Annotated in this window: 15 protein-coding genes; 7 read left to right on the forward strand and 8 right to left on the reverse strand. The window is 70.1% G+C overall.

Annotated features, from left to right (window positions below; translation table 11 throughout):
• Positions 1–14 precede the first annotated feature (14 nt).
• The 5 genes from JHD63_RS01540 to JHD63_RS01560 form a co-directional block, all read right to left on the reverse strand.
• On the reverse strand, positions 15–680 hold the full coding sequence (locus tag JHD63_RS01540; RefSeq protein ID WP_198968898.1) for an SDR family oxidoreductase: 666 nt from the start codon (positions 678–680) through the stop codon (positions 15–17).
• Between the two features lie 67 nt (positions 681–747).
• Positions 748–1929, reverse strand: coding sequence for an acetyl-CoA C-acyltransferase (locus JHD63_RS01545; RefSeq protein ID WP_198968899.1), 1182 nt, complete (start codon positions 1927–1929; stop codon positions 748–750).
• Positions 1930–1958: 29 nt separating this feature from the next.
• Entirely contained in the window at positions 1959–3776 is a 1818-nt protein-coding gene (aceK, locus tag JHD63_RS01550) for a bifunctional isocitrate dehydrogenase kinase/phosphatase (RefSeq protein WP_198968900.1), read from the reverse strand.
• A 14-nt stretch (positions 3777–3790) separates the two neighbouring features.
• A complete protein-coding gene (can, locus tag JHD63_RS01555; protein ID WP_198968901.1) occupies positions 3791–4456 on the reverse strand; it encodes a carbonate dehydratase in 666 nt (221 codons plus the stop codon).
• 46 nt (positions 4457–4502) lie between these two features.
• Entirely contained in the window at positions 4503–4910 is a 408-nt protein-coding gene (locus JHD63_RS01560; protein ID WP_198968902.1) for a MerR family transcriptional regulator, read from the reverse strand.
• A gap of 131 nt (positions 4911–5041) precedes the next feature.
• On the opposite strand from JHD63_RS01560, the gene JHD63_RS01565 reads away from it, so the two are divergent.
• Positions 5042–6097 carry an MBL fold metallo-hydrolase gene (locus JHD63_RS01565; RefSeq protein ID WP_198968915.1) on the forward strand — a complete coding sequence of 352 codons (1056 nt, stop codon included), beginning with the start codon at positions 5042–5044 and terminating at the stop codon, positions 6095–6097.
• A gap of 30 nt (positions 6098–6127) precedes the next feature.
• On the opposite strand, the gene JHD63_RS01570 is transcribed toward JHD63_RS01565, so the two are convergent.
• Both JHD63_RS01570 and JHD63_RS01575 read right to left on the reverse strand, forming a co-directional pair.
• Entirely contained in the window at positions 6128–6559 is a 432-nt protein-coding gene (locus JHD63_RS01570; RefSeq protein ID WP_198968903.1) for a rhodanese-like domain-containing protein, read from the reverse strand.
• 381 nt (positions 6560–6940) lie between these two features.
• A complete protein-coding gene (locus JHD63_RS01575) occupies positions 6941–7603 on the reverse strand; it encodes a GntR family transcriptional regulator (protein ID WP_198968904.1) in 663 nt (220 codons plus the stop codon).
• Positions 7604–7960: 357 nt separating this feature from the next.
• On the opposite strand from JHD63_RS01575, the gene JHD63_RS01580 reads away from it, so the two are divergent.
• Genes JHD63_RS01580 through JHD63_RS01605 form a run of 6 tightly spaced genes read left to right on the forward strand, consistent with a single transcriptional unit; the run spans position 7961 to position 14457 of the window.
• The gene (locus JHD63_RS01580) at positions 7961–8698 is read left to right on the forward strand and encodes a DUF969 domain-containing protein (protein ID WP_198968905.1); all 738 of its coding nucleotides are present in this window, start codon (positions 7961–7963) and stop codon (positions 8696–8698) included.
• A gap of 2 nt (positions 8699–8700) precedes the next feature.
• Positions 8701–9654 carry a DUF979 domain-containing protein gene (locus tag JHD63_RS01585; protein WP_198968906.1) on the forward strand — a complete coding sequence of 318 codons (954 nt, stop codon included), beginning with the start codon at positions 8701–8703 and terminating at the stop codon, positions 9652–9654.
• A 15-nt stretch (positions 9655–9669) separates the two neighbouring features.
• A complete protein-coding gene (gene pcp / locus JHD63_RS01590) occupies positions 9670–10341 on the forward strand; it encodes a pyroglutamyl-peptidase I (RefSeq protein WP_198968907.1) in 672 nt (223 codons plus the stop codon).
• A gap of 26 nt (positions 10342–10367) precedes the next feature.
• Positions 10368–11126: a LamB/YcsF family protein gene (locus JHD63_RS01595; protein WP_198968908.1), complete on the forward strand. Its 759-nt coding sequence runs from the start codon at positions 10368–10370 to the stop codon at positions 11124–11126.
• A gap of 9 nt (positions 11127–11135) precedes the next feature.
• Complete coding sequence (locus tag JHD63_RS01600) at positions 11136–12719, forward strand: urea amidolyase family protein (protein WP_198968909.1); 1584 nt, start codon at positions 11136–11138, stop codon at positions 12717–12719.
• Positions 12720–12729: 10 nt separating this feature from the next.
• Complete coding sequence (locus JHD63_RS01605) at positions 12730–14457, forward strand: acetyl/propionyl/methylcrotonyl-CoA carboxylase subunit alpha (protein WP_198968910.1); 1728 nt, start codon at positions 12730–12732, stop codon at positions 14455–14457.
• 67 nt (positions 14458–14524) lie between these two features.
• Here the strand turns inward: JHD63_RS01605 and JHD63_RS01610 are convergent.
• On the reverse strand, positions 14525–15069 hold a 545-nt coding region (locus tag JHD63_RS01610; RefSeq protein ID WP_198968911.1), incomplete at its 5' end, for a M48 family metallopeptidase.

Below are 15069 nucleotides of genomic sequence, written 5' to 3' on the forward strand. Positions count from 1 at the left end.
TTGTCTCCATTGAATTACCAGCGCTCGGCGCGGCGTCCGTCGTGGTGCAGCAGGCGCCCGCGGTCGGCCGCCGTGACGGTGCCCAGCGTGCGCACCAGGCCCTGCACGCTCTGCTCCACCGTGAGCGGGGCGGCGGCGCCGCCCATGTCGGTCTGCGTCCAGCCCGGGTCGAGCGTCACCAGGGTGGCGCGCGGCCACACCGGCTGCGCGGCCGCCACCGCCATGTTCAGCGCCGCCTTGCTCACGCGGTACAGCCAGGCGTCGCTGCCGGCCTCGCTGATCAGCGACATCGCGCTGGAGAGGAAGCCGAACACTCCGCCCGTCTCCTCCACCATGGGCGCCACCTGGGGCAGCGCCTGCATGGCGCCGAGCACGTTGGCGTGCATGAGCTGGTCGAAACGGGCCTGCGTCGGCGGAGTGGCGGCGCCGTCGGCGTCCCACAGGCCGGCCACGTAGAGCGCGACGTCGAGCTTGACGCCATCGAGCTGCCAGGCCAGGCCGCTGACGCTGCCGGGCTGGGCCAGGTCGACACGCAGGGCCTGGGCGCCCTGGGCGCGCAGCCGCTGCAGGCCGGCATCGTCGCGCGCGGTGGCGATCACGCGCGCGCCCCGGGCCAGGTACTGGTGCGCCAGCTCCAGCCCGATGCCGCGCGAGGCGCCCAGGACGAGGACCGTGCCCATCATGCCTCGGATTTCAGGAAAAAAGTGCCTGCAGCCCAGGCAGTACCTGGGCTGATAGCTATATTTTTCATAGCAATTCGATGGCCATGGCCGTGGCCTCGCCGCCGCCGATGCACAGCGTGGCGACGCCGCGCCGGCCGCAGCGCGCCTGCAGCGCGTGCAGCAGGGTGACCAGGATGCGCGCGCCGCTGGCGCCGATCGGGTGTCCGAGCGCGCAGGCGCCGCCGTTGACGTTGACGATCTCGTGCGGAACCTTCAGCTCCTGCATCAGCGCCATGGGCACCACGGCGAAGGCTTCGTTGACCTCCCACAGGTCCACGTCCGAGGCGCTCCAGCCGGCCTTGAGCAACGCCTTCTCGGTCGCGCCGACCGGCGCGGTGGTGAACCATTCGGGTGCCTGCGCATGCATGGCGTGCGCGACGACGCGCGCCAGCGGCCGGGCGCCGAGCCGCGCGGCTGTGGAGGCGCGCATCATCACCAGCGCGGCGGCGCCGTCGTTGATGGACGAACTGGAGGCTGCGGTGATGGTGCCGTCCTTCTTGAAGGCAGGCTTCAACTGCGGGATCTTGTCGAGCTTGATTTTGCCCGGGCCTTCGTCGATGGATACCTGCACTTCGCCGGCGCGGGTCTTGACCGTGACCGGCGTGATCTCGGCGGCGAAGGCGCCCGAGGTGGTGGCCTGCTGCGCGCGGCGCACGCTCTCGATGGCGAAGGCGTCCTGCGCCTCGCGGCTGAAGCGGTAGTGGGCCGCGCAGTCCTCGCCGAAGGTGCCCATGGCGCGGCCGGGCTCGTAGGCGTCTTCCAGTCCGTCGAGCATCATGTGGTCGAAGATCTGGCCATGGCCGATGCGGATGCCGCTGCGCCCCTTGGGCAGCAGGTGCGGCGCGTTGGTCATGCTCTCCATGCCGCCGGCCACGATCACCTCGTGCGTGCCGGCCAGCAGCATGTCGTGGGCGAACATGGCGGCCTTCATGCCCGAGCCGCACATCTTGCTCAGCGTGACCGCGCCCGCGCTCTGAGGCAGCCCGCCCTTGAAGGCCGCCTGCCGTGCCGGCGCCTGGCCCTGGCCGGCCATGAGGCAGTTGCCGAACAGCACCTCGCCCACGGCCTCGGGCGCGACACCCGATCGCTCCATGGCGGCGCGGATGGCGGCGCCGCCCAGGTCGTGCGCCGCGAGGCTGGAGAAGTCGCCCTGGAAGCCCCCCATGGGGGTACGCGCGGCGCCGACGATGACGATGGGATCGGTCATGGAAAGAGTCTCCTGTTGCAATGAAAAAACTAGTGGTGCAGCTTGCGCTGGTGGGAGAAGCGCTTGTCCTGCTCGTAGGGAAAGACGTCGTAGACGTGGCCGGCCAGGATGCGCTCCTTGTGCTGCTGCCAGAACGCGACGTCCAGCAGGTCGGCATGGTGGCGCATGAACACGTCGCGCACCGCGTCGTGGCCGAGCAGGAAGGGCGCGAAGGTCTCGGGGAACACGTCGCGCGGGCCGACGGGGTACCAGATCTCGCCGCTCATCTCGTCCTCTTCGTTGCGCGGGGCCGGCACGCGGCGGAAGTTGCAGTCGGTGACGTACTCGATCTCGTCGTAGTCGTAGAACACCACCTTGCCGTGGCGGGCGACGCCGAAGTTTTTCCACAGCATGTCGCCGGGGAAGATGTTGGCGGCCACCAGGTCCTTGATGGCGTTGCCGTACTCGATGACGCTGGCCTCCATCTGCGCGCGCGCGGCCTCGTGCTGCAATCCGGCGTCGAAGGCCTCCTGCAGGTAGAGGTTGAGCGGGATCATGCGCCGCTCGATGTACAGGTGCTTGAGGATGACCTCGATCTGGCCGTCCTGGTCGCGGTCGGAGATCTCGAGCTGGCTGGGCGCGAAGCGCTCGATCTCGGCGATCAGCTCGTCCTCGAAGCGCTCGCGCGGGAACGCGACCTCGCTGTACTCCAGCGTGTCGGCCATGCGGCCGACGCGGTCGTGCTGCTTGACCAGCAGGTACTTGGCCTTGATCTGCTCGCGCGTGGTGTCCTTGGGCGGCGGGTAGTAGTCCTTGATCAGCTTGAAGACGTAGGGGAAGGACGGCAGGTCGAACACCAGCATCACCATGCCCTTGATGCCGGGCGCGATGCGGAAGCGGTCGCTGGAGTGGCGCAGGTGGTGCAGGAACTCGCGGTAGAACAGCGTCTTGCCCTGCTTGGCCAGGCCCAGCGCGTTGTACAGCTCGGCGCGCGGCTTGCGCGGCATCATCGAGCGCAGGAACTGCACCGTGGCCGAAGGCACGTCCATGTCGACCATGAAATAAGCCCGCGCGAAGGAGAACAGCATCTGCAGCTCGTCCTCGCCGAACAGCACCGCGTCGATCAGCAGCGGGCCGGCCTGCTCGTCGGACGCATGCAGGATCGGCAGCGCGAAGGGCAGCTCGAAGAAGCCGTTGATCAGCTTGCCGACCAGATAGGCGCCCTTGTTGCGGTAGAACAGCCCGGACAGCACCTGGATCTGGAAATTGGCCCGCAGCGTGATGCCCTCCAGGCGCTGCGCCATGGCCGCGGCCACGTCGTGCACGTCGCGCTGCAGGTCTTCGAACGGCGGCAGCAGCTGGAAGTCCTCCACGATGCGCACCAGCGTGGCCGCCAGCGTCTCGCGCGTCGGATAGTAGGCGCGGTAGGTAGGCCTTGCCGCCGCCGCGTCGTCTTCGAGGTACTCGGTGCTGACGGCCGGGCGCACGAAGATGAAGCTGTTGTGGAAGTGCGTGCGGTGCAGGATCTTGGTGGTGACCGAGTTGAAAAAGGTCTCGGCCAGCTCCGGCTGCAGGTGGCCCACCAGCAGGCCGATGTAATGCAGCTTGACCTGGTGCCAGACGTCCATGGACTGCTCGCCGGCGCGGAACTCGCGCTCCAGCCGCGTCACGGCCTCCTTCACGCGCAGGTCGTAGAACTCGATGCGCTCGCGCTGCGCGCGCTGCTGGCCGTGCCAGTCGGCGGTCTCGAAGCGGTGCTTGGCGCGCGCCGACTCGCTGCGGAACAGGCGGTAGTGGCGGTCGAAGCCCTCCATCATGGCCCGCGCGACGTCGTAGGCCAGCGGCGAATCGAGGCGCTGCGGGAACATGGATGCGAGAGCCGTCAGCCGCCGCGCCGCTTCACCGCGATGCGCTCCAGCGCGGACAGGTAGATGGCGTCGAGCGAATCGCTGCCCGAGACGGTCATGCCCAGGTCCTGCAGCAGGCCGTCGTGCACGCCGAAGGCCCAGCCGTGCAGGGTGACCTTCTGGCCGCGCGCCCAGGCATCGAGCATGACGGTGCTGACGCAGACGTTGACCACCTGCTCGATCACGTTGAGCTCGCACAGCGTATCGGCGCGCGCGCTCTCGGGCATGCCGTCGATCAGGGTGTGGTGCCGGTCGCGCGTGCTCTGGATGTGGCGCAGCCACTGGTCGGCCAGGCCGATGCGCGCGCCCTCCAGCGCCGCCTGCACGCCCGAGCAGCCGTAGTGGCCGACCACCATGATGTGCTCGACCTTGAGCCGGTCCACCGCGAACTGGATCGCCGACAGCGCATTCAGGTCCGAATGCACCACGATGTTGGCGACGTTGCGGTGCACGAACACCTCGCCGGGCTCCAGCCCGGTGATCTGGTTGGCCGGCACGCGGCTGTCGGAGCAGCCGATCCACATGTACTTGGGCGTCTGCTGCTTCACCAGGCCGGTGAAGAAGCCGGGGCGCTCGCGCTCCATCTGCGCGGCCCAGGCGCGGTTGTGTTCGAAGAGTTCGCGGGGGGATGAATCAGTCATGGGTCGATGTTAGCGACAAGATGTTTCGGGGGCGGCACGGCGGGCGTCAGCGCCTGCGCGCGGGCGGCTTCTCTGCGCGGGCGAGCACGGCGCGCGCCTCTTGCTCCTGCGCGCGCACCTCTTCGATATTGGCCTGCAGGTCGGCCATCTGCTGCTCGAGCTGCCGACGGTGCTGCTCCAGCACCGCCAGGAAGCGCCGCAACTGCGGCGCCGTGTCGCGCGGGCTGTCGTACATGTCGAGCAGTTCCTTGGCCTCCACCAGTGACAGGCCCAGGCGCTTGGCGCGCAGCGTGAGCTTGAGCCGCGCACGGTCGCGCGCCGAGTACACCCGCGTGCGGCCGCCCGGGCCCTGGCGCTCTGGCTGCACCAGGCCCATGTCCTCGTAGAAGCGCATGGCGCGCGTGGTCAGGTCGAACTCGCGCGCAAGATCGCCGATGGTGTAGGTGATGGACATCGAGGCAGTGAGGAAAGGCTCCGTGCAAGGGCGACAGCAGGCGATCGCTGCCTTCCCTACAATGGTGGATTACATATTACGTTTACGTCAACGTCAACCCGGAGCGCTCCGGCATGGCGCACGTCCCCCACATGAACGCACTCGAACAACGTCTGCACTACCCGATGGGCGAGACGCTGCCGGCGCCCGGCACCGCGCTGGAAGTGGCGCCCGGCATCCGCTGGGTCCGCATGGGCCTGCCCTTCGCGCTGAACCACATCAACCTCTGGCTGCTGCGCGACACGCTGGACGGCCGCGACGGCTGGAGCGTGGTGGACTGCTGCATCGACACGCCCGAATCGCGCGCGCAATGGGAGCAGGTGTTCGAAAGCGGCCTGGACGGCCTGCCGATCCTGCGCGTGATCGTCACCCACATGCACCCCGACCACATCGGACTGGCGCACTGGCTGTGCGAGCGCTGGGACGTGCGCATGTGGATCAGCGCCACCGACTACTACGCGGCCCGCCTGGGCTCGCACGGCGCGGGCTTCGGCGGCGAGGGCGCGGCGGAATTCTTCCGCTCCCACGGGCTGGCATCGCCCGAGGCGATGGAGAAGATCCGCACCCGGCGCAACTACTACAAGGGCCTGGTGCCCGCGGTGCCGCAGAGCTTCCGGCGCCTGATGGACGGCGACACGCTCAGCATCGGCGGCCGCGAGTGGCGCTGCATCGCGGGCTACGGCCATGCGCCCGAGCACATCGCGCTCCATTCGGCCGAAGCCGGCGTGCTGCTGGGCGGCGACATGATGCTGCCGCGCATCTCTACCAACGTGAGCGTGTTCGACGCCGAGCCCGAGGCCGACGCGCTGACGCTGTTCCTGCGCTCCATCGACCGCTTCGCCCAGCTGCCGGCCGACACCCTGACGCTGCCCGCGCACGGCAAGCCGTTCGAGGGCCTGCACGAGCGCATCGCCCAGCTGCACCAGCACCACCGCGAACGCCTGGCCGAGCTGCTGAGCGCCTGCACCGCGGCGCCGCGATGCGCGGCCGACGTGCTGCCGCTGCTGTTCCAGCGCACGCTCGACGCCCACCAGACCAGCTTCGCCATGGGCGAGGCCATCGCCCACCTGCATGCCCTGTGGTTCGCCGGCCAGGTGCGGCGCGAACGTGGCGCCGACGGCATCTGGCGCTTCAGGACGCCGGCCTGAGCGCAGGCGCCGCCCGGGCTTGGGCGTGCGTCAACCCTGCTGCCACGGCAGGCCGTGGAAGCGCCAGCCGCCCTTCTTGCCGCGGTGCCGGTCGGCATCGGCATCCCCCTCGAAGCCCTCGAGGATGTTGTAGGCCTCCAGCCCCAGCTCGGTCGCGCGCCGGGCCGCGGCAATGGAGCGCACCCCGCTGCGGCACAGCAGCAGCACCTTGCGGCCCTGCGCGGCGGCCTGCACGCCGGCGTCGAAAGCCGGGTTCAGCGCCATGCCGGGCCACTGCTTCCAGGCCAGCGGCACGGCGCCAGGCACGAAGCCCACCCATTCGCGCTCGGCATCGGTGCGCACGTCCACCAGCACCGCCTGACCGGACTGCACCCAGTCCCAGGCCTGCTGCGGCGTGACGTCGCCGGCATAGCCCTCGGCGGGGCGTACCGGTGCGGGGGGGGAAGAAGCAGGAGTCGTCATGTCATTTCTCCATGGAACGAAAGGCTGCGGAGCAAGCCATGCCAGGACATCCGCGGAACCGGCCTCTGCGCTACGCAACACCCGCAGCGAATGAAACCCAAAGGCACAGGCGGCCGCGGAGCAGGCCATGCGCAGACATCCGCGGAACCGGCTTTGCCGGGCCGCAGGATGTGTCCCCTTGAGGGGGAAGGCGAAGACGCGAAGCGCGCAGCCTGGGAGTGGTCCCATTCCAGCAACACCCGCAGCGAATGAAACCCAAAGGCACAAAAGGCCGCGGAGCAGGCCATGCGCAGACATCCGCGGAACCGGCTTTGCCGGGCCGCAGGATGTGTCCCCTTGAGGGGGAAGGCGAAGACGCGAAGCGCGCAGCCTGGGGGTGGTTCACTTTCCCCCCAACCGCCGCGCATAGGCGGCAAGAATGATGCGCTCGGAGTGCACCAGATAGTCATCGAGCGCCTTGGCCGCTTCGGCCGGCCTGCCGTCTTCGAACAGTTTGAGAATCTGCAGGTTCATGTCGACATACGGCGCGTGCAGGAAGTGCGGGTCGCGCAACAGCCCGAAGGCCAGACGAAGCTCGGCCAGCAGGTGCGAGAACATGGCGTTGAGCCGTTCGCTGTCGGCCAGTTCGACGATGGCCTGGTGGAACGCCATGTTGGCCGTGCCGACGCCGGGCCAGTTGTCCTGATCGCGCAGTTGCAGGGCCAAGACCACGGCCTGCCGCATGCGGGCCTGGGCCGGATGCAGGGGATAGGCCTTGGCCAGCGCCTGGCATTCGAGCATGCGGCGCACGCGGTAGATGTCGATGATGGAGGCGATGCTGGGCTCGGCCACCGACACGCCCTTGTTCGGTTCATGCACCAGCAGGCCCTCCTTGGTCAGCAGCCGGAAGGCTTCGCGCAGCGTGTTGCGCGAGATCGACAGGCTTTCGCAGAGCGAGGCCTCCGACAGCTTCTGCCCCGGCTCCCATGCGCCGTCGATCAGCTTGCTGCGCAATTGCTCGGTCACGCGGTCGGTCAGGTTCTGGGTCTCGGTGCTGCGGGTCATGGCGGGGCTGCTTGCAAAGGCCAGCCCGCAGTGTAGGGCGTGCCGGCCAATGGCGTAGGGCAAAGCAGATCCAGAGTGCACCCCGTTGCGGCCTGCCCACGCTGCGGCCGCACCACTATGGTGCCCACCGGGGGCCGCGCGACACAACGACTAGGGCAGCATGCGCACCGCACCCGGACCAGGCTGGCACGCTGCTTGCGTATGGCAAAACATGCGGGTTTGTACTACTACTACCTTCATATTGTCTTCTTAACAATTGTTTCTTGTACAAAAAACTTCTATTTTTGTTGAACAAAATATGACGAAATGGCGATCAAAATCGCCATTCGCCACAGCCGTTCGACGAAGGGGATCCCTATGCTGACTCACGTCAATCTCTGGCCGCTCATAGGCGTGGCCATCATCGTGGCGGGCTTCGTGCTGCGCTTCAATCCCATGGTGGTCGTGATCGTCACGGCCATCGGCACGGCGCTGGCGGCGGGTTTCCCGATCGACAAGGTGCTGGCCACCATCGGCACGGGTTTCATCAAGACCCGCAACCTGCCGCTGATCATCCTGCTGCCGCTGGCGGTGATCGGCCTGCTGGAGCGCCATGGCCTGCGCCAGCATGCGCAGCACTGGATCAGCTCGATCAAGTCGGCGACCGCCGGCCGCCTGCTGATCGTCTACCTGGCCGCGCGCCAGCTCACCGCCGCGGTCGGCCTGACCAGCCTGGGCGGGCACCCGCAAATGGTGCGGCCGCTGCTGGCGCCGATGGCCGAGGGGGCCACGCAGTCGCGCTTCGGCATCCTGCCCGCCAAGGTGCGCGACAAGCTGCGCGCCTACTCGGCCGCCACCGACAACGTGGGCCTGTTCTTCGGCGAGGACATCTTCGTGGCCTTCGGCGCCATCGTGCTGATGACCACCTTCCTGAAGGAAGCCGGCATCGAGGTCGAGCCGATCCACGTCGCGCTGTGGGGCATTCCCACGGCCATCTGTGCCTTCGTGATCCATGCCTGGCGCCTGCGCCGCCTGGACCGCACGCTGCAGCGTGAACTGGCCGACTACAAGGCCAGCGCCGAATCCGTTGCCGCCGCCGAAGCCAAGGGAGCCTGAACATGACGCTGACCATCCAACACCTCTACTACCTGCTCGGCTTCGTGCTGGCCGTCACGGCCGTGATGACGCTGCGCGACGCCAGCAACCCCCGGCGCTGGTCCAGCGGCCTGTTCTGGGCGCTGTATGCCGGGGTCTTCCTGGTGGGCCATGAACTGCCGCCCGTGCTCGTGGGCGTGATCGCCGTGGCCATGGCGCTGATCGCCGGCTTCGGCGGCGTGGGCAGCGGCCGCCATGCGCCGCGCAGCGATGCGCAGTACCTGGAAAGCGCCAGGCGCCTGGGCAACAAGCTGTTCGCGCCGGCGCTGGCGATTCCGCTGATCACCATGCTCGGCACGCTCGGCGCCTCGCATCTGGTCTTCGGCGGCACGCCCCTGCTCGACCCCAAGAACACCACCCTGGTCAGCCTGGGCGTGGGCTGCGTGCTGTCCCTGGGCCTGGCCTGCTGGCTGACCCGCGAGACGCCGGCCCAGGGGCTGCGCGAATCGCACCGCCTGACCGACGCCCTGGGCTGGGCGCTGGTGCTGCCGCAGATGCTGGGCATGCTGGGCCTGGTGTTCTCCGACGCCGGCGTGGGCAAGGCCGTGGCCTATGTGACCACCACCTACATCAACATGGACATCCGCTTCGTGGCGGTGGCGGTCTACGTGATCGGCATGGCGCTGTTCACCGTGGTCATGGGCAACGGCTTCGCGGCCTTCCCGGTGATGACCGGCGGCGTGGGCGTGCCGATCCTGGTCGGCGTCTACCATGGCGACCCGGCCGTGATGGCGGCCATCGGCATGCTGTCGGGCTACTGCGGCACGCTGCTCACGCCCATGGCGGCCAACTTCAACCTGGTGCCCGCGGCGCTGCTGGAACTCGACAAGAACGCGGTGATCCGCGCCCAGGTGCCGACCGCCCTGGCGCTGCTCACGGCCAACGTGTTCCTGCTGAACTTCCTGATGTTCCGCTGAGCGAAGGAGAACGAGATGACGACCGACCCCGCCGGCCCCCGCGTCCTCGTGACCGGCTTCGAGCCCTTCGAGCAGGACCCGGTCAACCCCTCCTGGGAAGTGGCGCGCGCCCTGCACGGCGAGCGCATCGCGGGCGCCCTGGTGCATGCGGTGCAGCTGCCCTGCGTGTTCGGCGCGGCTATCGAGCAGTTGCACCAGGCCCTGGAGCAGGTGCGTCCCACGCTGGTGATCGGCCTGGGCCTGGCCGGCGGGCGCATCGACTTCACGCCCGAGCGCGTGGCCATCAACATGGACGATGCGCGCATCCCCGACCACGCGGCACGCCAGCCGGTGGACACGCCCGTGATCGCGGGCGCTCCGGCGGCCTACTTCAGCACGCTGCCGATCAAGGCCGTGGTGCGTAACCTGCGCGCGCAGGGCATTCCGGCGTCGGTGTCGAACACGGCGGGCACCTTCGTCTGCAACCATGTCTTCTTCGCGCTCATGCACTGGCTGGCGCAGGGCAGGGGCGAGCCCGGCGTGCGCGGCGGTTTCATCCACGTGCCGGCGCTGCCCGAGCAGGCCGCGCGCCGCCCGGGCATGGCCAGCATGGCCCTGGCCACCCAGGTGGCGGCCCTGCGCGAAACCATAAGAACCTGCCTGACCGTGGCGCAAGACCTGAAGGAAACCGCCGGCCAGCTGCATTGACGCAGCGGGCCGGCGAGGAGAGCACGATGAAAATGGACTTGAACAGCGACCTGGGCGAAAGCCTGGGCGCATGGCGCATGGGCGACGACGCGGCCATGCTGGACGTCGTCAGCAGCGCCAACGTGGCCTGCGGCTTCCACGCGGGCGACCCGGCCGGCATCCTGGAGACGCTCAGGGCGGCGCAGGCGCGCGGCGTCACGGTCGGCGCGCATGTGGCCTACCCCGACCTGATCGGCTTCGGCCGCCGCAACATGGACGTGGCCAGCAGCGACCTGGTCGCCGGCATCATCTACCAGATCGGCGCGCTGCAGGGCCTGGCACAGGCCGCCGGCACGCGCGTGCGCTACGTCAAGCCGCACGGCGCGCTCTACAACACCATCGCCCACGACCGCCGCCAGGCGCAGGACGTGATCCACGCCATCCGCGCCGCCGACCCCGGCCTGGTGCTGGTGGCGCTGGCCGGCTCGCCGCTGATCGCCTGGGCGCGCGAGGCCGGCCTGAGCGTGGTGGCCGAGGCCTTCGCCGACCGCGGCTACACGCCCGAGGGCGCGCTGGTCTCGCGCCGCGAACCCGGCGCCGTGCTGCACGACGTGGACCAGATCGCCGAGCGCATGCTGAGCCTGGTGCGCGAGGGCGTGGTGCGCGCCGTGGACGGCAGCGACGTGCGCATCGCCGCCGACTCCATCTGCGTGCACGGCGACAGCCCCGGCGCCGTGGCCATCGCGCGCCACCTGCGCCAGCGCTTCGAGCAGGAGGGCGTGCGCATTTCCTCCTTCGTGGGCTGAGGGCGCGTGATGCGTTTTCTCCCCGTCCACCGCCAGGCCCTGATGGTGGAACTGGCCGACCTGGACCAGACCCTGGCCCTGCTGGGCTCGCTGCAGCGCGAGCCCATCGCGGGCGTGCAGGAACTGGTGCCCGCCGCGCGCACCGTGCTCGTGCAGTTCGCGCCCACCCAGGTGGGCGTGGCCGAACTGGTGCGCCGCATCGCCGCGCGCGACCTGGGCCAGCGCGCCGAGCGCAGCCAGGTGCTGGTCGAGATCCCCGTGCACTACGACGGTGAAGACCTGGCCGAGGTGGCGCAGTTGCTGGGCATCACGCCCGAGGAAGTGGTGCGCCGCCACACGGGCAGCGAGTACGCCGTGGCCTTCACGGGCTTCGCGCCCGGCTTCGCCTACCTCGGCGGCGGCGACCCGATCTTCAACGTGCCGCGCCGCAGCACGCCGCGCACGCGCGTGCCGGCCGGCGCCGTGGCGCTGGGCGGCACGTTCAGCGCCGTCTATCCCCAGGCCAGCCCCGGCGGTTGGCAACTGATCGGCCGCACCTCGGCCCGCATGTGGGATCTGTCGCGCGAACTGCCGGCGCTGCTGCAGCCGGGCTACCGCGTGCGCTTCGTCGATGCGGCCGGCATCGAGCCGGCGCAAGCCGCGCCCGCGCCGGCCGTGGCGCCGGCCGAGCCGCATGAAGGCCCTGCGCTGCAGGTGAAGGCCACCGGCCTGATGACCCTGTTCCAGGACCGGGGCCGCCACGGCCAGGCCGGCCAGGGCGTCTCGGCCTCCGGCGCCATGGACCAGGCCGCCTTCAAGGCCGCGAACCGCCTGGCCGGCAATGCCAGCGACCGGCCGGTGCTCGAAACCGTGGGCGGCGGGCTGGCGCTGCAAAGCCGGGGCGAGACCGTGGTCGCCGTCACCGGCGCCGATGCGCCCCTCACCGTCACCACGCAGGCCGGCCGGCGCTGGAGCGTGCCGCGCTACCAGGCCGTGGCCCTGGCCGACGGCGACCAGTTGTCCATAGGCCAGCCCGTGGCCGGCGCGCGCTGCTATGTGGCGGTGCGTGGCGGCTTCGCCGTGGCGCCGGTGCTCGGCAGTGCCTCCACCGACACGCTGGCCCACGTCGGCCCCGAGCCGCTGGCCGTGGGCCAGATGCTGCCGGTGCGCCCCGCGGGCTGTGCCGTGGTGTCCGCGCCCGAACTGCCGCCCGAGTCCCTGCCCGTGGCCGGCCAGGACGTGCTGCTCGACGTGGAACTGGGCCCGCGCACCGACTGGTTCACGCCCGAGGCGGTGGCCCTGCTGGCGTCGCAGCGCTGGCAGGTCACGCCGCAATCGAACCGCGTCGGCCTGCGCCTGGCCGGCGAGGTGGCGCTCGAACGTTGCGTGCCCGGCGAACTGCCCAGCGAAGGCACGCCCCTGGGCGCCATCCAGGTGCCCGCCAGCGGCCAGCCGGTGCTGTTCCTGGCCGACCATCCGCTGACCGGCGGCTATCCCGTGATCGGCTGCGTGGCGCCGCAGCACCTCGACCTCGCCGGGCAGATCCCGGTGGGGGCCTGGATTCGATTCCGGCCGATTCGCGCTTTCAAAGAGATTTCACCCATTGCACCGTAAGGCGGCTTCCATGAAAAAAGTCCTGATCGCCAACCGTGGCGAGATCGCCGTGCGCATCGCCCGCGCCTGCGCCGATTACGGCGTGCGGTCCGTCGCCGTCTATGCCGACGCCGACATCGACGCCCTGCACGTGCGCATGGCAGACGAAGCCCATGGCCTGGAGGGCGAGCGCCCGGCCGACACCTACCTGAACATCGCCAAGCTCATCGCCATCGCGCGAAAGAGCGGCGCCGATGCGGTGCACCCCGGCTATGGCTTCCTCTCGGAAAGCGAGGCCTTCGCGCGCGCCGTGCTCGATGCCGGCCTGCGCTGGATCGGCCCCACGCCCGAGACCATCGCCCAGCTCGGCGACAAGGTCGAGGCGCGCAAGATCGCGCTGCAGGTCGGCGCGCCGCTGGTGGCCGGCACGCCCGACCCGGTGCGGGACGCCGGCGAAGTCCTGGCCTTCGCCGAGCGGCACGGCCTGCCGATCATCATCAAGGCGGCCTTCGGCGGCGGTGGCCGCGGCATGAAGATCGCCTGGCGCATGGACGAGGTCGAGGAGCTCTACCACTCCGCCGTGCGCGAGGCGGTCACCGCCTTCGGCCGCGGCGAGTGCTTCGTCGAGCAGTTCCTCGACCGGCCCCGCCACATCGAGGCCCAGGTGCTGGCCGACACCCACGGCAACGTGGTGGTGCTGGGCACGCGCGACTGCTCGCTGCAGCGGCGCAACCAGAAGCTGGTCGAGGAGGCCCCGGCCCCGTTCCTCAGCGACGCGCAGCGCCAGCGCATCCACAGCGCCGCACGCGACATCTGCGCGGCGGCCGGCTACGTCAGCGCGGGCACGGTGGAATTCCTGTTGAGCCAGACGGGCGCCATCTCCTTCCTCGAAGTCAACACGCGCCTGCAGGTCGAGCACCCGGTGACCGAGCAGACCACGGGCGTGGACCTGGTGGTCGAGCAGCTGCGCGTGGCCGACGGCCTGCCGCTGTCCATCACCGACACGCCCGCACCGCGGGGCCACTCCATCGAGTTCCGCATCAACGCCGAGGACGTGGGCCGGGGCTTCCTGCCCACGCCCGGCACCGTGGCGCGCTTCGATCCGCCCTCGGGCCCCGGCGTGCGCCTGGATACGGGCGTGCAGGCGGGCTCGGTGGTGCCGGGCAGCTTCGATTCGCTGATGGCCAAGCTCATCGTCAGCGGCGCCACGCGCGAACAGGCCCTGGCGCGCGCGCGCCGCGCGCTTGCCGAGTTCCGCATCGAGGGCGTGGCCAGCGTGCTGCCCTTCCACCGCGCCGTGTTGCACCACCCCGACTTCATCGGCGGCGAGGGCTTCAAGGCGCACACGCGCTGGATCGAATCCGACTTCGCCGAGCCGCTGGCCGCCGCCGTGCGCGCCGAGCCCCTGCCCGACGCGCGCCTGATGCGCTGCGCCATCGAGATCGACGGCCGCCGCGTCACCCTGGGCCTGCCGACCCTGCTGCTGCAGGGCCTGGCCGCGGGCGGCGGGGCCGCCATGGCGGCCCCGAGCGCCGCGCCCGCGGTGGACGACAACGCCCTGCTCTCGCCCATCGCCGGCAAGCTCCAGGCCTGGAACGTGGCCGAAGGCGACACCGTGGCCGCGGGCGACGTGATCGCCGTCATGGAAGCCATGAAGATGGAAATGCAGGTCAGCGCCCACCGCAGCGGCCAGATCCGCCTGCTGGCCCAAGCCGGCGAGGCGCAAGAACTGGGACAGGTGCTGGCAAGAATCGACTGAACCGCAAACAGCCCGTTGCCCCTGCAAGGCGGGAGGCGAAGACGCGAAGCGCGCAGCCTGGGGGAGATTACGAGTGCGGCGCGCCCTCGGTCCGCAGCTCGCGCCGCAGCGCCACGTGGTCCGGCACCTCGCTCGCCACCACGGCCCAGAAGCGCGGGCTGTGGTCCATGTGGCGCAGGTGGGCCAGTTCATGGACCACGACGTAGTCCACCACCTCGGGGCGGAAGTGCATCAGGCGCCAGTGCAGGCGGATGGCGCCGGTGCTGCTGGCGCTGCCCCAGCGGGCGCGCGCGCTGGTGAGGGCCAGGCGCGTCCAGCGCACGCCCATGCGCGGCGCGAAGTGGTCCAGCCGCAGCACGAACAGGCGCCGCGCCTCGGCCTGCAGCCAGGCGCGCACCGCGGCGGCGATGGCCTCGGGCGCGGCGTCGGCCGGCAGCGGCAGGCGCAGCACCGGGGCCGCGCCCTGCGCGCGCAGCAACTGTTGGACCTGTCTCTTATACACATCTCCGAGCCCACGAGACCGTACAGGAAATCGCGTATGCCGTCTTCTGCTTGAAAAGGGGGGGGGGGGGGGGGGGGGGGGGGGGGGGGGGGGGGGGGGGGGGGGGGGGG

It is taken from the genome of Xylophilus sp. ASV27, assembly GCF_016428875.1.
Taxonomy (GTDB): Bacteria; Pseudomonadota; Gammaproteobacteria; order Burkholderiales; family Burkholderiaceae_C; genus Xylophilus.